Origin of the sequence: Priestia sp. AB, assembly GCF_028369225.1 — a bacterium.
In the GTDB taxonomy this organism is placed as follows: Bacteria; Bacillota; Bacilli; order Bacillales; family Bacillaceae_H; genus Priestia; species Priestia megaterium.
Genome location: NZ_JAQMYN010000001.1, coordinates 1,114,602 through 1,135,975 on the forward strand (window position 1 = coordinate 1,114,602; position 21,374 = coordinate 1,135,975).

Here is a 21,374-nt window from a genome sequence, read left to right on the forward strand (position 1 = left end):
TTACCGTGTAGGAGGATTCAAAATTGAAAAGAAATTTGTTGTTTTTAGGATTCATGTCTATTCTTTTATTAGTATTGAGCAGCTGTGGTAGCAAGGAAGAAAGTGTGCGTTTCGAAGGTGAAGGAGATCATTGGAAGGCTTTATATCTTTTAAATAAAGGAGAGAATACTCAAAACGGGCAAGGCAGTATCATCTATAAAGGAAAAGACAAGGAGAAAGTAGGAAAAGTTTCTTATGTTGTAGAAGGGGAAACAAGCACATTGTCAGGTACGGATGACGAGACAGAAGGGGAAATTAATTTAAATGGGAGCTGCAGCGGATGCGCGACTCAAAGCAGCAACGCTCCTTTTCATGTGACAATAAAATGGAATGGGAAAGAAGATAAATTTGATTTAACATCAAAGTAGAACGATAAAACGTTGTATGTATATGAAACTGAAAATCTAACCACATTAATAACCTATTCTCCTTATTCCAATAAAGTTAAAAATCCTTTGCCTACACCAGGGAAGGATTTTTTTATAAATCTTGCTTTTATCGGTTGTTAATCTAAATAAAGGGGAATTACATCTATTAAGAGTATACAAAGGGGATAAATCTTAGTGACAAATTATAGGTACTATACGGGATCCCTGTTCGTCAGGGAATTAGAACGTTTAAAAGAAGAATATATTCAACTTGATCTCGATGATATGAAAAGAATGGTTGAAGAAGATATTTTACTCTTAGAAAAAGCGGTGAATATGTTGTCTATAAATACTGTTTCTTAAATTAAGCAACTTACTTAAGATGCAATAAAGTATTATCTAACGACTACTGTTCATTCAATTTTAAAAAATGCTACCTCTTGTAACTGGGAAGAGGTGGTCTTTTTCAATTTCCAGACTGGATAGGGCACACTAAGTAAAAAAAGCGTTTGAAAGTATTTTATAACATTTCCTAGTTTCTAAGAAATGTTGCCCAAACAAAAAAGGACATTTCTTCTATGTCCTGTTCCCTCGTATCAGCCCCGCCTACGCTAAATACTATGACAGCCACTCATGCCATCCAACCTATACTTAGTATAAACGAAAGCGTTTACAAAGTAAAGATATTAATGAAATATTCTGTCTATTATTTATATGAAACTTATCTATCTCGAAAAATATCAAAAATGATAGGTGACGTTTTTAATGTCTAGAGATTAACTCACTCATTAACCTGTTTAAAGCAATGTGTAATATATCATGTTCTGTATACTCTTGTTCAAAGGCTAGACTTCTTTTTTCTTTTTTCTTCAACAACTTTCTAATTTCATCACATAAATAAATTTGAGAATCCAAAAGCTTTATTTCTTTTCTATCTTTTATTTGTTTAGACATGAAATCAACTCCTTTATCACTCTTTAAGAAACTATTCTATCTTAAAAAGTAAAAATCCTTCTTCATATTACATCGGATTGGGGTAGTGGGGGTAGTCAGAAGTAAGAACTTTAGATTAGAGGAAAATTAATCCTTTTTTGAGAAACAATGTGTCAACGATGCTACAAAAGGACTCTTTTTCCATTTAAATATTTTTTAAGGTGCAAATCCTTAAAAGTTAACTTCCTTTAATTATAATTAATGGTAAAATAATCAATATAAAAGGAGGTTACCATGCATTCCCCACAGGAAGCCTTATTGGCTGGTTCTCTTTATTTTGTATTCATTATTCTATCTTTCATAATTAGTTTCTTTACTGGAAAAATACTTATTATAAATTCTTATAGATCAGTAGGAGAAGTTCAGGCAATTTCTCTTTTTATTCATTTCGCTTTGTTCGGAACGGATTTTAGATATTGGTGGTGGGGACACGCTATGTCTATTCTTAACATCTTTGAGTTTTTAGCGACTACGTTTATAAGCGTTCTTCTCTTTATAATTAGCGAATGTATTCTTTATTCCTGTTTGAAAAAGCTATATAGGACGAATGTACAAAAAGGTGCTTAAATCTAAAACAAAAGGAATCTTAATGCAATAAGATCCATCTCATTGTAAAAATGTCATTGAAAGAAGGGCAATAAGTTGAAAAAAGCCGTGACGACTGTTTTAGCAATTCTACTAATAGGAGCAGCGATTTTTTATTTTGTTACATTCTTTGCCTATATCCCATCTAATAAATTTTTCAGTTTTCCTGTCCCTAAAAATGCAAAACTAGTAAAAGGAAAAGAACGTGTAAACATATATGATTGGTCTAAAGCTTCTGAAGAAAACGGGATCCCGCCAGGATATAAATTAGTAATTAAATCAAAAGGGTGGAAGGAAAGGAACCGAGAAGGGGCCTCTACTTATTATGAAAAAGGAAATAAGATAATTGATTTAATATCTCAAACCGATAAATTAACCCTAATTAAAGACAAAGATTAAGTATACGTAAAATGTAAGAGAGGATTTTTTTATTGATTCCAGAATTACATACAAAAGTGTTCTATTTAAACAGATTAATGGTTTCATTCAATTATGTATCTACTTATTTCAATTTGACTGTTAAGTATATTGTAATCAGAAATGTATATTTGCTTTCGCTAGCGATATTTATTGAATCAAGTATGGAATGAATTATAATTTGTGGTTAACTTTTTTAGAAGGAGAAGATAAATCAATGAGTACAAAAAAAATACATCTTACGCCATTTGAAACTACTCACATTCAATACTTACATAAATGGTTAAATGATGAACGGGCAATACGAATGATAGGCAGAACACCTTTAACTTATGAAGAGGTGGTACAAGAAGTAGAAAAGAAAAGAATGAACAGCGATTTAATTTTAGGAATTAAAAGCGATGAACAAGAATTAGTTGGATGGGTATTTCTCAAGGATATAGACCATGGACATGGAAGAGCTAGTATAGGAATTCTTTTATCTTCAGAATCTAGAGGTCACGGGTACGGTCGAATGGCTATGGAGCAAATGATTGATTTAGGATTTAAACAGCTTCGTCTAAATAAAATCTATTTAACTACAAGAGGAATAAACAAACATGCCATTGCACTATATGAAAAAATTGGTTTTGTCACCGAAGGGAAATTAAGAAATCATGCTTATGTGGATGGGAAGTACGTAGATACATATTTTATGGGTATACTAGCTTCGGAATGGAATAAGTAAGCTTATTTTTAAAATTCATTTGCTATTATGAAATTAAAAAGCTAGTACTTCTTAAGATAGGCATTTAATTTTAGACAAAGGGAGAGATAGAAATGAAATCCTATAACTATTTTTGTTCTACTCAAATCGAGGTAGGGATGGGCAAAGCTAAAGAATTACCAGACATGCTAACATCTTTAAATATTGGTTCATCAATTTTAGTCGTTAGTGACCCTGGTGTAGTTCGTGCGGGATTAGTTTCACCAATTGTAACTGCCTTGGAGGCTTCTGGTTATCGAGTGTCGGTATTTGATTCAATTGAACAGAACCCTCGAGATACAGATTGTTTGGCAGGTGCTAAATTATTTTGTGAATTTGGTGCAGATGCAGTTGTTGCCATTGGCGGCGGAAGTGCAATGGACACAGGAAAAGCTATTGCACTGTGCGGCCCAAACGGCGGGGAACCATCTGACTATGCAGACGGTCGACTTCTGTATTCAAACATTGCACCAGTTATTTGTATTCCAACTACTTCAGGTACAGGCTCAGAGGTTACTCGTTCTGCCGTTATCACAGAAGCAGCTACACACCGAAAGATGACGCTCAAACATAGTACATTAAGGCCTGTCTTGGCGATTCTTGATGCTGAACTAACATTAAGTCTTCCTCCTTCTGTTACGGCTGCGACTGGCATTGATGCATTAGTTCATGCGATTGAAGGCTATACCTGTAAAGTCACAAATCCTATTTCACAAGCGCTTGGGGCTCAAGCAATGAGAACCATTGTTTCGGCATTGCCTATCGTTTTCCCCGATGGTAAAAATGAAGCGGCTCGTCAAGATATGCTGGAAGGAAGTCTCTTAGCTGGCCTTTGTTTTGGATCTGCAGATGTTGCCTCAGTACACTGCCTAGCAGAAGCGCTTGGAGGACTTTATGATACCCCGCATGGAGTTGCTAACGCAGTATTTTTACCATACGTATTACGATTTAATTCTACGGAGAATAAGCAGCTGCACGCAAAATTAGCAAGGTATATGAGCTTTGCCAAAGATTCAGATTCAGACGAAGTAGCTGTTGAAAAATTAATTCAAGGAATTATAGACTTAACAGAATTATTAAACATTCCTAAATTAAAAGATTTAGCGGGTGTAAAGAAAGAAGACTTTCCGAGTATTGTAAGGTTGGCCATGGAAAACAACTCAACGTCAAGTAATGTCCGTTTAATTACCGAGGCTGATTATATGCAAATTCTTGAACAAGCCTATTTTAACCGTGTAGATAGAAATTGGAATTCTGAAGTAGAGAGCTTAAATTAAAAGATAAAGATTAAATACTGGCTCCCCATTGTCAGGCTGTGTCTAACAATGGGGAGCCAGTTTATAATCAGCAAAGGATTCTTTTTAGGTGCTTTTTAATCATCGCTCTCTTAATGGTTTATATTCTTCTTTTATATCTTTCACTTCTTTGTGTGTTAATCAGTAAAAGTACTCCAGAAATCAGGATAATAATACATACTAACTTTTTAATAAGTGCACGTGGCAGATGCTCAAACCATCGTCAAGCATTTCAAAGCTATCCTTTTTGTAAAATAATCAAAGGGATAGCTTTTCTTATAAAATCGGATATATTTCTCCGTTTAAATCGTTCACAAATATAAAGGGTAAAATTGGCACCTATTTGTAATGAGATGACGTAGGGTCACAAGGTGGTTTTGCAGTTTTGGTTGATTGTGCTAACTTAGTTAAATAATAGCATTCTTCCCTCATCATATGATCGGCCATTAAAGCAGAAAATGTACTAAGCATTTCGTTCGATAATTCTAATTCTTCGATCTCATGAAGAAATACTTGAAATAACTCTATTTCTAACTTAACGTCTTTGTTCATTCTCTTTAATGCTGGAAAGGATTCAAGGTTCGTTCTTAAATAACCAGTTAATTCTACGGCTTTCAGATAAAAATGTTCAAAATGGGTAGAAAATTGCATACTCTTTTGTTTTAGTTGCTTTTCTACTGCATCAAGACTATCGGAAATAGCTCCAGCATGTCCTGCAGCATCTAATATCCATAATAAATGATGGTGAAGCTCATGAAAGATGGGTGGAATTTGTTGTTGTTCTAAGTAGCTAAGAATTAATAAATACTCATCCAGCTCGTTGACCATATGGTTTAGAAAAGTAGGTGTAAGGTGAATCGTAAAGTCAGTTGTTAAATGCTTTCTTAATAAGGAAAGTTTAAATTCTTTGAGTGCTATTGTTTGAGCTTTAGCTTTCATTGTAATGCTTTCTAGGTTGTTATGGACTGCTTTAACTTCTTCTAACAAACTATTAAAATTTTGGATGAAAGTTTTAGCCGCCTGTATTTCTTCTTGCTCTTTTTCAGCCAAGGCATCTAAGATAAATTGGGAATGGTCTTTCAAAATTTGAATCCAAAATGTATGTTCAAAAATTGCATTTTGAGTAAAGCTACTATTCATTGTTTTCCTCCTTTAATAAGATCGTCACTTCCCATACATATTAAAGAAAACCTATTTATATTAATATATAAGAGAAAATCTAGCACATTTAAGGTGAATGTTTTATCAAAACCAAAATACATTTTATAAAAAACAATTATATTTCATTTTTTATTTCCGATTATAAGAGTAAAGTAGAAAGAGATTCTCTAATCCCATTGCTTCAAGTGGACAATACGCTAAAGGAAAAGCCTACTGATTCATTTCGTATCAGTAGGCTTTCTAATTTATAATCTTTTAAGCAAACTACTCTAGACGAACGATCACCACTATAACTACCTTTCAACAAACCGAAGAACCGCTGATTAAGCTCAGTAGTTTTTTCTGTTTGTTATGTATTTTATAATAGTTAAAAAAACACTTAAAGAAAGGGTTTTTTGCTTTGGTTTATAAATGAGATCTATTTAAGACAAATCCTGTAATTAACTCATTAAACTGAGTCCACTGTTTGGTAGGCAGTTGGTGACCTTGATTGGGTAAAACAAAGAATTCAGCATGCTTACACTTGTTTTTATACTCTTTCATATAGTGAGCAGTCCAATCCTTTTTTCCACCATATATAAACAATAAAGGCATTGTTAAGCGATGAAGCTTGTCTACACAGTTATAGTGTAATGAATGATTATAATACTGATACCAGGATTCCTGGTCTGATTTCCTCATGTAACTAACTAGATTCTTTCTTAATGTTTTGTCTCGAGTATGACTTATAGCAAGGCTTGTTATTAGTATATTCGGATATTCTTTTACCATATACATTCCTGTTTTATGTAATAGCCGTCCAGGTACATCTCTTACTATAGGATAAGCTCCTGAAAGTATTAATAATTCAATTCGATGGCGATAATGAATAGCTAGCTCTTGAGCAATTAGACAGCCAGCAGAGTAACCACATATAATCACCTTGTCTAGATGCAGCGAATCCATAAAACGTACTAACTCGTTTGCATAAAAAGAAATTGATACAGGCTGTTTAGGTTTTGAGCTTCTTCCATGACCACTTAAATCTGGAAAGATGACTCTCATATGTTTGGATAACTCGTGTTGATATTGAAATACTTTATATCCAAGTCCAGGGGGATGAATAAAGATGACAGGGGCGCCTTGTCCATACTCTTCATAATACAGATAGTGATTAGTGTTTGTTTCAATAAAAGCCATTATTTTTCACTCCAAAATCAGTTGATGAGTACTTTTTAGTTAAGTCTAATCTAATTTACAAAAGGTATAATCCTTTACTATCTTACAGTTAATTCAATATAGTCCCTTGTTGATTCTCGACCGTTTGAGATCAATAAAATTTTTATTATTTATTATGAAGAAACTACGTTCACTATAAAAAAGTCCTGTATTCTTGCTAATAAGAATTCTAGTAACGTGAATCGTGATGACTAAAAATGTATGAAATATATCATATAAAGAGAAAAACTTCCCCGGTCTGCCGAAGGGAAGCTCTTTTTATAGGTTGCTTATACTACATAATGAGAAATTGAGAATGAACATCTCTCCATTTATTTCATAGTTTGATCAAGTTTTCGTACTTTATTCATGTTAAGTGTATTTGTTGGCTTATTTCGTATAATTGTGAGTACCCTAACTAAATCTATATATTATATACAGTTTAAAAATAGAAAAAGACCACCTCTTACCAGTCAAAAGAGATGGTCTTCTCCCATTCATTGAATTGTAGTCGTAATTGACTCTATCGCAGCGTCTTTTTTAGTTTGTGCAAGCTATTGATAACTTATATATATATAAAGAAAAGCTTCTGGTGCTTAATCAGGAATCTTTTGTGTACATAGTGCATATTTTTTACTTATTTTCTAAAACATGCTTTTTACTCGGTTCTCTCATACTCAAAACTACACCTAAAAGGACAATGATTCCACCAATAAATTGGTTTATGCCTACCACTTCATTAAGGAGCAGAACAGAAAATAACACACCAAAAATAGGAACAAGATTCATTAACGTCATCGCAGAACTAGAAGATAATTTGCGTAATCCAAAATTATATAATAAAAAAGCGATAACCGAGCAGAAAACGCCTAGGTACAATAAGGTTAGAAATGATCTTATATCTGGTGTTTGCCAACTTGACTTCTCTATAAAGGCTAATGGAATAAAGGTAATAGCTCCCGCCAAAGTTTGATAAAAAGAGATCGTAATCATGGAATATTTTTTGACAACTTTACGAGTTGTGAAGTTATAGAGAGCAAAAATAAAACCTGCCGCAATTAATATAATATTACCAATTAATTGTTTATCATCTGTCTGAGTTTCAGGACTGTAGGATATTTGATATACACCTATCATCGCTACTCCAATCCCTATGGCCTTTACCCATGATGTCTTTTTTCTAAAAAAGAGAAATTCCATTAAAACCGTTATAGCAGGATACGACGCTACAATAATAGCGGCATTCGATGCTGTTGTTAGTTCAACTCCTATGTTCTCCAGAGAAAAATAAAGGGTAGTACCTAGTACACCACTTATAGACATTAACCCTATGTCTTTGAATGAAGGCTTTATTTTATCTTTCCTGATTAAGAGAATAAATCCTAAAATAACAGCAGCTATAACAAAACGAGCCGCTCCTAGTGTAAGGGGTGGAAAAGATGTATAGGCTATTTTTGTTCCAACAAACGATGTACTCCATAAAAGGACGGCTATTACGGAAGCACTTATGTATAAACCATTTCCTCTTCTAACCTTTCTTGTTGTTAAGCTTTCTTGTTGTTTCGCTATCATTGTATCCATTATTACACCTCCAAGCAGTATTAAAAATTATATAGTAGCTACTTCTGTAGCGTCTAAAATTAAATTATAATTTTTAACCCAAACTGTCAAGGGTACTAATGGTATACTTAGTTTAAAATTATTGACTCTATCCGGGTATTATCAAGGAGGACCAATCATGACACTAGATATAATAAAAATTTTGAAAGATGTAAATTTTACTGAATATGAGGCAAAAGCATATTTAGCTTTACTAGAAAAATCTCCTCTTTCAGGGTATGCTATTTCATTAAATTCTGGAGTGCCCAGATCTAAAATTTATGAAGTATTAGGGGGACTAGTGGATCGAGGAGAAGTCATGATCAGTCATGAAAATCCCGCTCTATATACACCGTTACCTCCTAATGAATTAATCAACTTGAAAAAACGTAAAGCTGAATCCTCGTTTGAAGTAGCTGAAGAAGCTCTTGAAAATTATTCTTATGTATCTTTAAATAGAGAAAACATCTGGAACATTACAGGTTACGAGCCTATACTAAATCGTACAAAGGAAGCTATAAAAGAAGCTACAGGTCGTATTCTATTGGAAATATGGGCAGAAGATGCCCAGGAACTAAAAGAAGAATTACAAGCAGCAGCCAAAAGAGGCGTAGAAATTTTAATTGTATCCTATGGAGATTTAGTATTTGATTTTGCGCAGGTTCATCAGCATGATGCAAGCGAAGAAATAACCAATGAATATGGCGGACGATGGATTGTTCTCAGTGCTGATGATCGAGAAGTAGTTGCAGGTATATTATCACTTGGTAAGGACAGCCGTGCTGCCTGGACGATGCATCCGGGATTAGTTATGCCAATTACAGAAGTTATCATTCACGACTTGTATATCTATGAAATGATGAAAAAACATCGAGAGATCTTAGAGTCAAGCTTTGGGCCGAACCTTATTGAACTTCGTAATCGATTTAAATTTAACTCATCAGGTTATAGCGTAGCAGCAAAATTAGGTTTGATTAAATAGCCAGTATTAATGCATATATACTAATAATAAAATTACTTATCATATGATTTTTGGATAACTACTCAAGATGGATGAAGCATTATTTGACTACTTTTTAATAAACAGAAAAACTACTGATTGAGGTCAGTGGTTTTTCTGTTTTTAAGCGATGTATCGTATACATCTTTAGTTACCATAATGGCCTATTTAGGAAAGTATGTAAAAAAGAATCCTTCCTACAGTAGGCAAGGAGTCATTATTGGTATAAGAAATGCTTGATCTTTATACAGCGAAAGTTGTCTTATTTACTAAGATTTAGTCATATGATGTTTGTTAAAAGTCACATATTACTATAGTTTTTGAAATTAAATTTTAACATTTTAAAATAATTGTTGAAATTTAATTTCAAACACGTTATTCTGTACTTGAGAACGATTTCAAACAAAAACAAAGATAGGATGATAAGAAATGCTTGAACATTTAACTACTGAGACTCGTAATGAAAAAACAATGAATCTGGATGAAATGTCCATTTTTGATTTTCTTACAACCATGAATGAAGAAGATGAAAAAGTTGCGAGTGCGATAAAAAAAGAACTTCCTTCTATTGCAAAAGCTGTAGAAGCTATTATAGAAGCTAAGAAACAAGGGGGGCGCCTTATTTATATAGGTGCAGGAACCAGTGGACGCATCGGCTTGCTTGATGCTGTTGAGTGTCCGCCTACATTTGGTACAAGTCCAGATGAAGTAATAGGTTTAATTGCCGGCGGAGAAAAAGCCTTTATCAAAGCAGTAGAAGGAGCAGAAGATAGTAAAGAGTTAGGCATGGAAGACTTACAAAACATTCGACTTACTAAGGCGGACATCGTTGTGGGGATTGCAGCAAGTGGTCGTACACCTTACGTCATTGGAGCATTAGAATATGCGAACTCAATTGAAGCTCAGACAGTAGCTGTTAGTTGCAATAAAGGTTCTGATATTGGAAAGGTAGCAAACATTGCAATTGAAGTAATAAATGGTCCTGAAGTATTAACAGGTTCGACTCGCTTGAAAGCCGGAACAGCACAAAAATTGGTTTGTAACATGCTTTCGACAGCTTCCATGGTAGGTATCGGAAAAGTGTATGGAAATCTAATGGTAGACGTTCAGCTGACGAATGAAAAGCTCGTAGAACGCGCAAAACGAATTGTGATGGAAGCAACTTCATGCACGTATGATACGGCAGAAGAGTACTTAGCAAAAGCAAATTGTAATTCTAAGCTTGCTATAGTCATGATTTTGACAGGCCTTTCACATGAGGAATCTTTACATCGCTTAGAACAAACACAAGGATTTATCCGTCAAGCGATCGTGAATTAAGTAGCGAAACTATAAGGGAGATGGAAGCAACTATGAGTAAACATCATCAAACAGCTAAAGAACTGCTTCAAGCTCTTGGAGGCAGTTCTAATATAGCGAATTATACACACTGTATGACAAGACTCCGTGTCACTCCAGTGGATCATAATAGAATCGATGAAGCAAGTATAAAACAAGTGAAAGGAGTGGTAGGAGTTGTCAATGATGATACGTATCAAATTATTCTAGGACCAGGAGTAGTTACGAAAGTTGCTGAACAATTTGGTATTGTACTTCAAGAAGATTCTGCAGCTCCTTCATCTGAAGATTTGACTTCAAAAGGTACAGATATGAAGTCTGAGCTAAAAAAGAAAAACAATACGCCATTCAAAAATTTTTTACGAAAAGTTGGAAGCATTTTCATACCTTTAATCCCAGCATTCGTAGGTGCAGGTTTAATAGCTGGTATTGCCTCTATTTTAGCCAATAGCATAACCGCGGGAGATCTTGATAAAGATACTTGGCAACAATACGTGACGATTCTTAATGTAATTAAAAATGCAATCTTCAGCTATTTAGTTATTTATGTAGGTATTAACGCAGCAAAAGAGTTTGGGGCTACTCCGGCCCTGGGTGGGGTTATCGGAGGTATTACCCTTTTAACGGGAGTTACAGAAGAGTTTCCTATTATGAATATCTTTACTGACCAGCCTCTAACTGCTGGGCAAGGCGGGGTAATTGGCGTTTTGATTGCTGTATGGTTACTCTCATTTTTAGAAAAATTCTTACGTAGGTTTATTCCCGATGCAATCGATATTATTGTAACGCCAACAATTGCTCTTCTGATTGTCGGATTGTTAACGATTTTCTTTATTATGCCTTTTGCAGGTCTCATTTCTAGTAATTTAATTGGTGGAATAGATTGGACACTTGAACGTGGAGGGGTTTTTGCAGGTTTTGTACTAGGAGTGGCATTTTTACCATTGGTGATGCTAGGTCTGCATCAAGTATTAATCCCTATTCATATTGAAATGATTAACACAGCCGGTATGACCATCTTGCTTCCGATTCTTGCAATGTCTGGTGCTGGACAAGTAGGTGCAACTTTAGCACTTTGGGTTCGGTGTCGTAAAAATAAATCACTTGTTACCATTATTAAAGGGGCTCTTCCTGTCGGAATATTAGGTATTGGAGAACCGCTTATTTATGGAGTTATTCTTCCATTAGGACGCCCGTTCATTACTGCTTGTATCGGTGGAGGAATTGGAGGAGCTGTAATTGGAATGTTCGGAAATGTTGGTTCCATTGCTATCGGTCCATCTGGCCTAGCTTTAATTCCATTAATTGCTCATGGTTTATGGCTGAAATATATCATCGGCTTACTTGCAGGATATGCTGGAGGGTTCATCTGCACATATTTATTTGGCATACCAAAAGAGGCTATTACAGAAGGCTCTAATAACAAAGAAGTATCTGAAGCGAAGACAAAAACTGAAGTTGCTGCAACAGGTGAGAAAAAAGAAATGAACGATACAACTTTAGGAAGCGCATTCAACCTTCCGTTTGACGGATATATTGTGCCTCTAGAAGAAGTCCCTGATGCCGTTTTTTCTTCAAAGATGATGGGAGACGGTTTTGCCATCGAACCAACTAATAATACTCTTGTTTCTCCTATCAATGGGGAGGTTGTTAGCATCTTTCCTACAAAACATGCCATAGGTCTAAAAACAGATCAAGGTCTAGAGTTATTAATTCACGTAGGGTTAGAAACAGTGAACTTAAATGGGAAAGGGTTTACATGTCTAATTAAAGAGGGAGAAAAGGTTACACAAGGAACCCCGCTTTTAAAAATAGACCTAAACTACATTAAACAAAGTGCTAAATCACTTGTTACACCAATCATTTTTACAAATTTATCTGAACATAATCAAATACAGTTATTAAAAACAGGGTACAATGAGCAAGGTATAACAAATATTATTGAGTTAGTTTCTAAAAAACAGTAAGTTAATTAAATCTAATTGATTATTTAAGGGTACTTTTCTAAATAGAAGAGTACCCTTTTTTACTGGCGGCAATTCATCACTTCTAGAGAGTAACCAGGGCTGGATTGGCTATTGGTTCGTTTTTGTAATATTAAACATTAAGCAATGATAGGTTACTTTTACGCCATTTTCGTCACGATGATTATTTTCATATAAATTGATTAACTGACGAAAAAAGGAAGGGCGCTGACAGTAGCTTTCCTCGTTACTGTTACTTGCTCCAATTTTTTTTATTGATGTAAAAAATGCCTGAACGGTCGGAAAGTATTGAACCTCTAGTTTCTCCATTTTTGATAGTTTAAATGGATGCTCTCTCAATGGAACTAATGCTTGTTCACAAATTTGAGACAACTCTTCAAGAGAAAAAAACGATTGGCCAGGTGAACTGTTACTGAAAAGACCAAGCTTTTGTTTCGCATGACTGTAGCATGAATGAAGCTCTTGAAATGTACCATTACCAAAGGTTGAAAATAGCAGGCTGCCTGCAGGATTAAGTTGTTTATACAATTTTTTGATTGTCGTATGGAGACTATTAAACCACTGAAATGTTGCATTCGAAATAATAAGGTCATACTGCCTTTCTATACTTAGTTCCTCGATATCTCCGCATATGAATGAAACTCGATCTTCCGTTACTTTTTTCTTTGCCAGCTCAATCATTCCTGATGACAAATCAACTGCTGTAATAGCAGCCTTAGGAAATTTTTTGCACAATAATTGTGTTAAATAACCCGTACCGCAGCCAATTTCAAGAATCGTTATTTCCTGTCTAAAGAAATTGGTAGAAAATTGATCTATTAACTGATTTGCCATATTTTTTTGTACATCGGCATAAGCATCATAAGTTTTAGCATGATTATTGAACCTTTTCTTTAAAAGTTGCTTATTAATCATAAATGAGCTCCTTTTCGAGAAATTTTTCTATAAGTTGCGTACAGTGCTGAGGCTTTGTAAAAAAAGGAATATGGCCAGCTTTTTCTAGGATACACAGCTGAGCTTTTCCACCAATTCTTTCAGCTATGAAAGAAGAAGATTCAGGTAAACATATTTGATCATCTCTTCCATGGATTAACAAACAAGGAGTTTGAATTTGATCGAGTTGCATTCTAACATCTTTTTGGAGTAAATAATCCAGCCCTGTAAGGAGGGAGTGCGTACTGTCTCCCTTATAATTACGCTGAGCAAATTCAATAAATTGATGATGAAATTTCTCTTCTTTTTCAGATTTAGTGAACATAGCATTATAAAATGAAGTGAGGGTTTTTTCTTTATTACGCTGTAGCTGTTTTTTCATACGTTCAACGATGCGTTGCTCCCATCCAAATGTATTATGCACGTCGTTTGTAAAGCGACTAGTTCCGCCAATCAATATGAGTCCTTCTATCTTGTTAGGGTATAAACTTGCAAGTTCAAGCGTTACAAGGGAACCTAATGACCAACCCATTAAATAAACAGTACCTTGAGTGGAAGTAAGCAATTGGATTGCTCGCTCTCTAAAGTCACTTAGTTCTTTTACACCTCTCCAGTCTGTACACAAAACGTTACATATAGTAGACAATGATTTTCTGATTGGGTGAAACGCTGCTTTTTCCATTCCCCATCCAGGAAATATTATAATAGTGGATTGTTTCATTGAATCACACTCATTTCTTTTCCAATTAGAGAAACTTTTTTTATGGCCCAATCTAAATCTTCTCGAGTATGATCTGCTGTTACAGTAAAACGAATTCTTGCTTTGTTTTCAGGAACAGTAGGGGGCCTAACTGCAATAGCAGCAATTCCTTCTTTCTGTAAACGCTCTGCAAACTGCATTGTTCTTTTGTTTCCTCCCGTTAAAATTGGAATGATTTGAGACTGACTTTTGCATGTGTTAAATCCTTCGTATGTAAGTGCTCTTCTAAAAAATAATGCATGTTCTTGAAGAAGTGTGCGACGCTCTATGTCTTGTTGTACCTTTTTAATCGCAACTGTTATTGCACCGAGTATAGCAGGGGGAAGAGCAGTTGAATAAATGAATCCTCGCATTTTATTTTTTAAATAAGCTATGAGCCACTGTTTTCCAGTAACATAAGCTCCAAATGACCCTAGCGCTTTACTAAACGTTCCCATTTGAATATCAATTTTATCTTGCAGATCAAGAAAATGCGTATATCCTTCACCATTTTTTCCGTATATACCGCTTGCGTGAGCCTCATCAACCATTAGTAGGGCGTTATACTGCTCTTTCAATTTAACAAGCTCCTTGAGCTTGGCGAAGTCACCATCCATGCTGAAAACAGTATCTGTTACAATTAACTTCCGTGACTCTAAGGGAACTTTTTTTAATAAATTTTCTAGGTGGTTCATATCGTTATGGCGATAGCGTTGCAGCTTTGCACGGCTCAGCAGGGCCCCATCAATGATACTTGCATGATTTAACTTATCGCTGAAGATGAAGCCATTACGCGGAACCAAGGCTGAGATGATTCCTAGGTTTGCATTATAACCACTATTGATAATAAGTCCTGCCTCAGCTTTCTTCCAATTAACAAGTGCTCGTTCTGCTTTCTCATAAAGAGAGTGATTTCCTACTATTAAGCGTGAAGCCGTTGCTCCTATTCCATATGTCATCACAGCATCACTCATTGCTTTCTTCAGCACCTTATCTCCTGCGTAGCCTAAATAGTTATTAGAGGCAAGGTTTAACATCCTATGGCCATTGACTGTAAGCCATGGTTGTTCAGCAAATTCTGTAGTAACAAGGTGCCGTTTTTGAAAAATCTCATCTAAATAGGCAAGTTCTCTCTTAATATCTTCTTCCCAATTCAATACACTTTCACCACCGAAATAAATATATGTTAACTTAATTATATTTAAAGTTAACAATTATATCTAATCACGCCTTTAGAACAGTGTCAAGATAAAATAGTTTAAAGAAGAGATACTAGATAATTGTCGCCACATAGCTTCCTACAGTTCATTTTTTAATCTCATGAGTAGACGTGCAACCTTACTTCAGTACTCAAATAAAACCTGAAAAATTAATACTTTGTTCACTACTCGTATTTATTAATTAACTTCTTTTCTTAATGAAAAAGCTGCCAAATAGGCAGCTAATAATACAGCTCTAATTTTTATTTAAGGTTTTGCATTGCCAGGAGGCTTGTTAGTTGGAAAAATTGCTTTTTCCACGTCTTCTGCTGCGATTACTGGATCTACCGTATTGCTAGTTGATTTGCCTTTTTGACTATTGCCTTTATCGCGTTTCTGACTCATTTTTAAATCTCCCTTCAAATATAGTTACACTGTTAAGATGAGTTAATAGAGCGGAGCTTATTCAACCCATTGTCCTTTTTAAATAACATTCTAGAACTTAAAAGTTCTTTTATCAGGACTTATCAGACAATATGCTTCCTTAGATAGTTAGATCGGGAATTTGTTTTCATAAACCGAATATATATTAGGTAATTAAAATAAAGTAAGGTGGATTAGACATGGATAAAAGAGTCATTTTTGACTTTGAAGTCGATTTTACTAATGGCGGTGGAATACAAGGGCAGGAATTTCGTCTCGATATTGAGGGTGATGATATCTCTGATGAAGAATTAGCAAAATATATTGTAAAAGATATGAGGCTGCTGATGGTGGGTGAGGTAAGGATACTGAACAAAAAAATTATTAGTGAGAAACATAAACGAAAACCTGCTGAGGAAGATAGTGAAAAATAAAACACTTATATGTTATTTGTTTTAATCACATATGCATAGTAAAAAAAGAAGTTACCAAAAGGTGACTTCTTTTTTTATTTAACCTTATTTTCACTCTTTTTAAGCCTTAAGACATAGGATTCATTAGCTTCCTGAGGTAACTACAACTACATAGTATCTAAAAAATCATAATTCCACTTAGCAATTAGTATCTAGTTCATTAATGTTCTTCTTTAATATACTCCCATTTATAGACATTTTGTTTTGTTTTTTTATCTTAGACTGCAAAATTTATAAAGACGAATTCTTTGATAGGTGGCAACACTTTTCATAAACAATCTGAAACCCATACAGCACGAACGTTTTTATTAAAAAAACAATGGATAATTGAAATCTAGTCAACCGGGCTAAAGAGACGTATCCTATTTTTTTTAACCATTTTAGTCCGAAGTAAGTAAAAAAAGAATCAATAAGTATATTTACTAAAAGATATAAGTTGAACTTTCCGTAAGTATATTTTAATATCCACAAAGCTCCAACTAAAAAGGGGCCAAATATTAATGGTAATTCTGCTAGAACATTCGGCTTGATTGAGTACGGAAACCACCACCATTTTTTCTTCTCTGCAAACCTGCCTTCGGCAATAAGATACAAACTCATAAAAAGACTCCCTGGAAGGAATCTTTTTAGCGCTTTTTTACCAATAAACGGAATACTAAGCCAAGGTAAAATCGTCATTAAAATGATTAGCAATTTATCTTTTTTCTTCAACTGATATTCTCCCTTTTTAAAAATATGGATATGTATATATATTCCCTTTTTTATGAGTGTTTATGTGATGAAATAAGAGATCCTGTTTTTTATTACTTTGGTTCATTTCTTCTAAAGCTTCTAATAAACATGTAGTAGTAAGGAAACCGAAGGGAGAGCTAGTAATGATTTCATTATGGGAGGAACATTTATTTTGGTTAGAAATAATTCAGGACCATGCTTATTTTGTACGAGATCACTTATCGGTGAAGGAAGTCGAATACGTCCGAACAGCTAAGCAATATATTCATTTGTTTGATGACTTGCTAAAACAACTGAACTATTTATCCCCTGATGTTATGCACAACGATCCTGCATTAATAGAATTCTCGAGAAAGGCCTGGCCAATTACCAAAGGATATTTTGATTTTGAAGGGTCTCTTCAGGCTCTTCGAATTGAAAACGCAGTGAATCTAAACTTATCTCCAACCTATCTTAATGGTACGTTAAGTGAAAATCAGGAATATTTAAGATTTTTATCTTATCTAGTAAAAGGAAAGGAGCCGGTTCCCCTTAGCTTAGTCGAATTAATGGATTTATGGCTCGAAGATCAGCTTGGACATGCTGTTTTGTTTAAAAACCTGCTTGATCCGATTGAGATTATGATATCTAAACAAGCAGATTTATATATCGGGAAATTTCAGGCATTCATTGTACAGAATCATCATTTAAAAGGTTATTTGCGGTTTAAGCAGCCAGGTTTTGCAAGACAAACAGAATTTGCTTTAGAAGTGGGGAAAACAACTATTGAGATGAGCCAGTTTGTTTATGCTATGACTGAAAAGTATAAGGAGAACAAGCTATTAAATAAGGAGACGTTAAGGTTTCTGATACATCATTTTCCTGAGACTTGTTATTTTATTAAAAAATTGAGTTACTATGCTCCGGAGTTGCAGCAAGAAGCCAACCAATGCTCATTACGAAGAATTTCTTATCTTTAAGATAAGGTAAACCATTTCATAGAATCTAGATTCGTTTCTATATTATATTGTACTTCTGTATGCGTTATTTATATGGATATAAAAAAGAAAGGTCTACCTTAGAAGGTAGACCTTTCTCGAGAAGAATTAATTACTGAAAACAAAGAAGATGTGGTTTGTATTTTATTAATTTGCTATATAAAAGCTAAGCAGATCTTACATCACTGGTTACAACCTTCAGTTCTTTTTCTTTCATACAAAAGATTTCACTCTCAAGTTCACGCAATCCATATATAACGATCAAAAGATTTGTTCTTAACCAATTTTCGATATTGACAGATTGGTTATACTTTGTAAAACTTAATATACATAATGTTCATTAGTTTACATCGTGTATAGAATGTACATTGATGATACAGGATAGTTTAAATAGTCAATCATCAGAAAAGGTCTCAATGACTGCAACTATGCAAGTTACAATCATATATTTAATAAAAGTTATACAAGGAGACGAACGATGTCTAAAAAAACAAAAGTAGATCCTAGGATAAAAAGAACAAATAAATACTTAAGAGACGCTTTAGTCGAACTTCTTAAAGAGAAAGACGTCACATCCATTACAATTCAAGAAATTACGGAAAAAGCGGAATTAACGCGGGGAACCTTTTATTTGCATTACCAAGATAAGCAAGACTTTCTCATGCAGAGTATGAATGAAGTTCTAGAAGAGCTAATAGAGAAAGTAAAGCCTAAACAAAATAATGAGGATTCCGCAGCAGTAGAAGAAAATGATGAATCCGTCTCTTTCTTAAAGCTTTTTGAATTCATCTATGACCATTCCGATTATTTTAAAGTTATGCTAAGTGATCGAGGATTGCCTCAATTTAGAAGTCATATGACGGAAATTGTAAAGAAAAGAGTGTATGGAGAGCTAATCTCTTCAATTGGAGAAGCAGAGGATGGACTTGATATCCCTGAAGATATTCTGATTAGCTATATCACATCAGCTCATATAGGTGTCATTTGTTCTTGGTTAGAAAGTGATATGAAATTCAGCCCTGCATTTATGGCTGATAAATTAACCAGCCTAACACTTTTAGGGCCAATTCGAGTGGCGGGTTTAGAAAATAAAATAAAGCTTCCTTACTGAAGCTTTATTTTTTAGTTTGTTCAAATGCGGATAAATATCTTTCTTCTTTATCATAGCTACCGTAATGGTTTGAAGAAACATGAACGCCGCATTTTTAGTTTTTTACAATCATGAAAGGCAGAAAGGAATTGTAGTATGAAAATAGAAAAACATTGGGGGATTTCTTTACTGGCAGTTTTAGCTATTGGTCCTGGTTTAATGTTAAACACTTCATTAAATTCTATACGTGAAATTCTCCAACAAACGTTTAATGATCAATCTTATATTTCGATAACACCGGTTTTAATAGGGGTTATGAGCTTTGCATTTTGTATTCCGTTTGGACCTATTCTTCGACATAAGTTAGGGGAGAGAAGGACGTATGTTCTTTCGATGTGTCTGTTTTTTATAGGAGCTATTGTAAGCATTGCTTCTAACAGCTTCTTAGGAATGGGCATTGGTCGTTTTTTACAAGGAACAGGAACAGGTTTAGCACTTATGATGATGATTCCAATGCTGGTTCTTTCTTTTCCGATTCAGAAACGGAACTTGGCATTACTGATTCTTATCGGCGGATTTTATGGATCTAGCGTTGTGGGCATTTTTCTCGGAATGTTAGTGAACAGCTACGGACACTGGAGATGGTTATTCTATATAGCGGCCGTCCTTTCCTTACTGGGAATATGCTTCAGCTACAAATTTTTAACAAATGATCATGCCAAGCAACAGCACAAGCATCATGAACCATTTGACATCATCGGTGTAGCATTAATGTTTATGGTTACTGCATTTATTACGTTTACATTACTTAATCTCCAAAAATCAGGGTGGACATCTACTTATGTATGGATAGGCATAGTGGGAAGCATCATTTTTCTATGCTTTTTATTCGCCGCAGAATGGCATATTAAAAATCCTTTAATTCCCTTTAGATTAGTGGCTTCTCGAAAACCAGCTCTCGCTATCTTAATTGCTGTTATAGGCAATGTTAGTATGAGTTTAACTCTTTTATCTCTACAAGGCTTGCTTAAAAGTGGATCTAGTTTTGATAAAGGAGACACTTCACTGATCTATATCGGGCTTTTTGCTGGAATAGTAATTGCCGCCATATTAAGTGCCGTATTATATGATAAAGTTGGACCGGGCGTATTAGGTATTATAGGAGCGGTCATTATTATGGGAGTGAACATACAATGGATTTATTTAGACGGTCATGCTTCAGCTTTTCTCTTTGTTAGTAGCTTTGCCGCTTTAATTGCAGGAGTGGGTTTCACAGTTGCTGCAGGTCTTATGGGTGCAGCTTTAGGCGGACCACTACCAAGTTTAGTCCCTCGGATGGTCACGGTTCAATTTATAAGAGTTACAGTATCTGCGGTCATCCCTGTAATCAGCAGTATTGTCTTTGCAAAGGTGTATAAAGGTCACTTTGCAACGGTAAGCGGAGAGAGCCAGGTGGCTAGTAAAGAAAATTTCACTCAGTCTCTACATGTAAAATCTGAAATCATTACTTATCATACATTTTCTACGTTTTCGTGTGTATTAAGCATTGTAGTATTCATTCTTTCGTTTTTGATGTTCCTAACAGGTAAAGGCCACAAGCTGGCTCATAAGCCGCATGATAAAGAAAAAAATAAAGAAAAGCAGAGTACCGAAGAGGTTCACATTAAAAAAGATACTCCCGTTTTTGAGCGTTCGCCTAAAGAGGCTGTTTCGAATCGAGTCATTGGTGACAGCGAGTATAGAGCAGCTTTAAAAAAGTTTGGTCAGCCTAAACCTTCTGCTGATAAAATGCTGCGTATGAGAGATCAAGAATATAGAAAAGCTCTTAAAAGGATGAAGGATATAGGACAATAAGTTAAACTGAAGAAATTTGAATAAAGAACAGAAAGAGCAAACTCACGTGTAAGAGAGTTTGCTCTTTTCATTTCTATATGTACTCTTTACAGATATGTGGATTTTTATAAATTACGTTGTGACGCAGAAAATATACATAGTAAGCCAATAAACAAAACAGAACTTTCATAAAATAGGGAGTTCTGTTTTTACGCTTAATATCAATACCAAAATTTAATAGAGCCTTTTATTT

General features: G+C 34.7%; 20 protein-coding genes and 2 pseudogenes. 13 read left to right on the top strand and 9 right to left on the bottom strand.

Annotated features, from left to right (window positions below; translation table 11 throughout):
* Nucleotides 1-23 precede the first annotated feature (23 nt).
* A complete protein-coding gene (locus tag POF52_RS05860; RefSeq protein ID WP_016766340.1) occupies nucleotides 24-407 on the top strand; it encodes a hypothetical protein in 384 nt (127 codons plus the stop codon).
* A 195-nt stretch (nucleotides 408-602) separates the two neighbouring features.
* On the top strand, nucleotides 603-770 hold the full coding sequence (locus POF52_RS05865; protein ID WP_165572880.1) for a hypothetical protein: 168 nt from the start codon (nucleotides 603-605) through the stop codon (nucleotides 768-770).
* 399 nt (nucleotides 771-1,169) lie between these two features.
* On the opposite strand, the gene POF52_RS05870 is transcribed toward POF52_RS05865, so the two are convergent.
* Nucleotides 1,170-1,361, bottom strand: a complete 192-nt coding sequence (locus POF52_RS05870; protein ID WP_016766338.1) for a hypothetical protein — start codon at nucleotides 1,359-1,361, stop codon at nucleotides 1,170-1,172.
* A 681-nt stretch (nucleotides 1,362-2,042) separates the two neighbouring features.
* On the opposite strand from POF52_RS05870, the gene POF52_RS05875 reads away from it, so the two are divergent.
* The 3 genes from POF52_RS05875 to POF52_RS05885 all read left to right on the top strand — a co-directional run bounded on the left by POF52_RS05875 (nucleotide 2,043) and on the right by POF52_RS05885 (nucleotide 4,424).
* On the top strand, nucleotides 2,043-2,384 hold the full coding sequence (locus POF52_RS05875) for a hypothetical protein (protein ID WP_271990668.1): 342 nt from the start codon (nucleotides 2,043-2,045) through the stop codon (nucleotides 2,382-2,384).
* 235 nt (nucleotides 2,385-2,619) lie between these two features.
* Nucleotides 2,620-3,129 carry a GNAT family N-acetyltransferase gene (locus POF52_RS05880; RefSeq protein WP_271990670.1) on the top strand — a complete coding sequence of 170 codons (510 nt, stop codon included), beginning with the start codon at nucleotides 2,620-2,622 and terminating at the stop codon, nucleotides 3,127-3,129.
* A 92-nt stretch (nucleotides 3,130-3,221) separates the two neighbouring features.
* The gene (locus tag POF52_RS05885) at nucleotides 3,222-4,424 is read left to right on the top strand and encodes an iron-containing alcohol dehydrogenase (protein WP_271990673.1); all 1,203 of its coding nucleotides are present in this window, start codon (nucleotides 3,222-3,224) and stop codon (nucleotides 4,422-4,424) included.
* 357 nt (nucleotides 4,425-4,781) lie between these two features.
* On the opposite strand, the gene POF52_RS05890 is transcribed toward POF52_RS05885, so the two are convergent.
* The 3 genes from POF52_RS05890 to POF52_RS05900 all read right to left on the bottom strand — a co-directional run bounded on the left by POF52_RS05890 (nucleotide 4,782) and on the right by POF52_RS05900 (nucleotide 8,381).
* Nucleotides 4,782-5,582: a DUF2935 domain-containing protein gene (locus POF52_RS05890; protein ID WP_271990675.1), complete on the bottom strand. Its 801-nt coding sequence runs from the start codon at nucleotides 5,580-5,582 to the stop codon at nucleotides 4,782-4,784.
* A 426-nt stretch (nucleotides 5,583-6,008) separates the two neighbouring features.
* Nucleotides 6,009-6,782: an alpha/beta fold hydrolase gene (locus POF52_RS05895; RefSeq protein WP_271990677.1), complete on the bottom strand. Its 774-nt coding sequence runs from the start codon at nucleotides 6,780-6,782 to the stop codon at nucleotides 6,009-6,011.
* Between the two features lie 651 nt (nucleotides 6,783-7,433).
* Entirely contained in the window at nucleotides 7,434-8,381 is a 948-nt protein-coding gene (locus POF52_RS05900; protein WP_271990680.1) for a DMT family transporter, read from the bottom strand.
* A gap of 157 nt (nucleotides 8,382-8,538) precedes the next feature.
* On the opposite strand from POF52_RS05900, the gene POF52_RS05905 reads away from it, so the two are divergent.
* From POF52_RS05905 to POF52_RS31110, 4 genes and pseudogenes are all read left to right on the top strand, one after another.
* Nucleotides 8,539-9,381: a TrmB family transcriptional regulator gene (locus POF52_RS05905; RefSeq protein ID WP_013084386.1), complete on the top strand. Its 843-nt coding sequence runs from the start codon at nucleotides 8,539-8,541 to the stop codon at nucleotides 9,379-9,381.
* Between the two features lie 447 nt (nucleotides 9,382-9,828).
* Nucleotides 9,829-10,719, top strand: a complete 891-nt coding sequence (gene murQ / locus POF52_RS05910; RefSeq protein WP_271990687.1) for an N-acetylmuramic acid 6-phosphate etherase — start codon at nucleotides 9,829-9,831, stop codon at nucleotides 10,717-10,719.
* Between the two features lie 32 nt (nucleotides 10,720-10,751).
* Nucleotides 10,752-12,143 (top strand): annotated as a pseudogene (locus POF52_RS05915) (PTS transporter subunit EIIC); the annotation flags it as partial.
* 123 nt (nucleotides 12,144-12,266) lie between these two features.
* A pseudogene (locus POF52_RS31110) lies at nucleotides 12,267-12,704 on the top strand (PTS sugar transporter subunit IIA); the annotation flags it as partial.
* 108 nt (nucleotides 12,705-12,812) lie between these two features.
* Here POF52_RS31110 and bioC read toward each other — a convergent pair.
* From bioC to POF52_RS05935, 4 genes are all read right to left on the bottom strand, one after another.
* A complete protein-coding gene (gene bioC, locus POF52_RS05920; protein ID WP_271990693.1) occupies nucleotides 12,813-13,637 on the bottom strand; it encodes a malonyl-ACP O-methyltransferase BioC in 825 nt (274 codons plus the stop codon).
* Nucleotides 13,630-14,376: an alpha/beta fold hydrolase gene (locus tag POF52_RS05925; RefSeq protein WP_034649823.1), complete on the bottom strand. Its 747-nt coding sequence runs from the start codon at nucleotides 14,374-14,376 to the stop codon at nucleotides 13,630-13,632. The genes bioC and POF52_RS05925 overlap by 8 nt, the downstream gene beginning before the upstream one ends.
* Nucleotides 14,373-15,551, bottom strand: a complete 1,179-nt coding sequence (bioF, locus tag POF52_RS05930) for an 8-amino-7-oxononanoate synthase (RefSeq protein ID WP_271990698.1) — start codon at nucleotides 15,549-15,551, stop codon at nucleotides 14,373-14,375. The genes POF52_RS05925 and bioF overlap by 4 nt, the downstream gene beginning before the upstream one ends.
* A 309-nt stretch (nucleotides 15,552-15,860) precedes the next feature.
* Complete coding sequence (locus POF52_RS05935) at nucleotides 15,861-15,998, bottom strand: hypothetical protein (RefSeq protein WP_013084380.1); 138 nt, start codon at nucleotides 15,996-15,998, stop codon at nucleotides 15,861-15,863.
* A gap of 218 nt (nucleotides 15,999-16,216) precedes the next feature.
* Here POF52_RS05935 and POF52_RS05940 point away from each other — a divergent pair, with 218 nt between their 5' ends.
* The gene (locus POF52_RS05940) at nucleotides 16,217-16,450 is read left to right on the top strand and encodes a cyclase (RefSeq protein ID WP_074895612.1); all 234 of its coding nucleotides are present in this window, start codon (nucleotides 16,217-16,219) and stop codon (nucleotides 16,448-16,450) included.
* Nucleotides 16,451-16,720: 270 nt separating this feature from the next.
* Here the strand turns inward: POF52_RS05940 and POF52_RS05945 are convergent, their stop codons facing one another.
* Nucleotides 16,721-17,200, bottom strand: a complete 480-nt coding sequence (locus POF52_RS05945) for a hypothetical protein (RefSeq protein ID WP_016766325.1) — start codon at nucleotides 17,198-17,200, stop codon at nucleotides 16,721-16,723.
* 164 nt (nucleotides 17,201-17,364) lie between these two features.
* Here POF52_RS05945 and POF52_RS05950 point away from each other — a divergent pair, with 164 nt between their 5' ends.
* The 3 genes from POF52_RS05950 to POF52_RS05960 all read left to right on the top strand — a co-directional run bounded on the left by POF52_RS05950 (nucleotide 17,365) and on the right by POF52_RS05960 (nucleotide 21,142).
* Nucleotides 17,365-18,180: a DUF2935 domain-containing protein gene (locus POF52_RS05950; RefSeq protein WP_013084377.1), complete on the top strand. Its 816-nt coding sequence runs from the start codon at nucleotides 17,365-17,367 to the stop codon at nucleotides 18,178-18,180.
* A 496-nt stretch (nucleotides 18,181-18,676) separates the two neighbouring features.
* Entirely contained in the window at nucleotides 18,677-19,309 is a 633-nt protein-coding gene (locus POF52_RS05955; RefSeq protein WP_013084376.1) for a TetR/AcrR family transcriptional regulator, read from the top strand.
* Nucleotides 19,310-19,444: 135 nt separating this feature from the next.
* Complete coding sequence (locus POF52_RS05960) at nucleotides 19,445-21,142, top strand: MFS transporter (RefSeq protein WP_271990710.1); 1,698 nt, start codon at nucleotides 19,445-19,447, stop codon at nucleotides 21,140-21,142.
* Nucleotides 21,143-21,374 lie beyond the last annotated feature (232 nt).

What these genes read in the sequence shown, in the direction of transcription:
- POF52_RS05935 (WP_013084380.1), bottom strand. Translation starts at nt 15,998, where the DNA reads ATGAGTCAGAAACGCGATAAAGGCAATAGTCAAAAAGGCAAATCAACT.
- bioC (WP_271990693.1), bottom strand. Translation starts at nt 13,637, where the DNA reads ATGATTAATAAGCAACTTTTAAAGAAAAGGTTCAATAATCATGCTAAA.
- POF52_RS05895 (WP_271990677.1), bottom strand. Translation starts at nt 6,782, where the DNA reads ATGGCTTTTATTGAAACAAACACTAATCACTATCTGTATTATGAAGAG.
- POF52_RS05880 (WP_271990670.1), top strand. Translation starts at nt 2,620, where the DNA reads ATGAGTACAAAAAAAATACATCTTACGCCATTTGAAACTACTCACATT.
- POF52_RS05960 (WP_271990710.1), top strand. Translation starts at nt 19,445, where the DNA reads ATGAAAATAGAAAAACATTGGGGGATTTCTTTACTGGCAGTTTTAGCT.
- murQ (WP_271990687.1), top strand. Translation starts at nt 9,829, where the DNA reads ATGCTTGAACATTTAACTACTGAGACTCGTAATGAAAAAACAATGAAT.
- POF52_RS05925 (WP_034649823.1), bottom strand. Translation starts at nt 14,376, where the DNA reads ATGAAACAATCCACTATTATAATATTTCCTGGATGGGGAATGGAAAAA.
- POF52_RS05940 (WP_074895612.1), top strand. Translation starts at nt 16,217, where the DNA reads ATGGATAAAAGAGTCATTTTTGACTTTGAAGTCGATTTTACTAATGGC.
- POF52_RS05900 (WP_271990680.1), bottom strand. Translation starts at nt 8,381, where the DNA reads ATGGATACAATGATAGCGAAACAACAAGAAAGCTTAACAACAAGAAAG.
- POF52_RS05870 (WP_016766338.1), bottom strand. Translation starts at nt 1,361, where the DNA reads ATGTCTAAACAAATAAAAGATAGAAAAGAAATAAAGCTTTTGGATTCT.
- POF52_RS05950 (WP_013084377.1), top strand. Translation starts at nt 17,365, where the DNA reads ATGATTTCATTATGGGAGGAACATTTATTTTGGTTAGAAATAATTCAG.
- POF52_RS05955 (WP_013084376.1), top strand. Translation starts at nt 18,677, where the DNA reads ATGTCTAAAAAAACAAAAGTAGATCCTAGGATAAAAAGAACAAATAAA.
- POF52_RS05905 (WP_013084386.1), top strand. Translation starts at nt 8,539, where the DNA reads ATGACACTAGATATAATAAAAATTTTGAAAGATGTAAATTTTACTGAA.
- POF52_RS05890 (WP_271990675.1), bottom strand. Translation starts at nt 5,582, where the DNA reads ATGAATAGTAGCTTTACTCAAAATGCAATTTTTGAACATACATTTTGG.
- POF52_RS05885 (WP_271990673.1), top strand. Translation starts at nt 3,222, where the DNA reads ATGAAATCCTATAACTATTTTTGTTCTACTCAAATCGAGGTAGGGATG.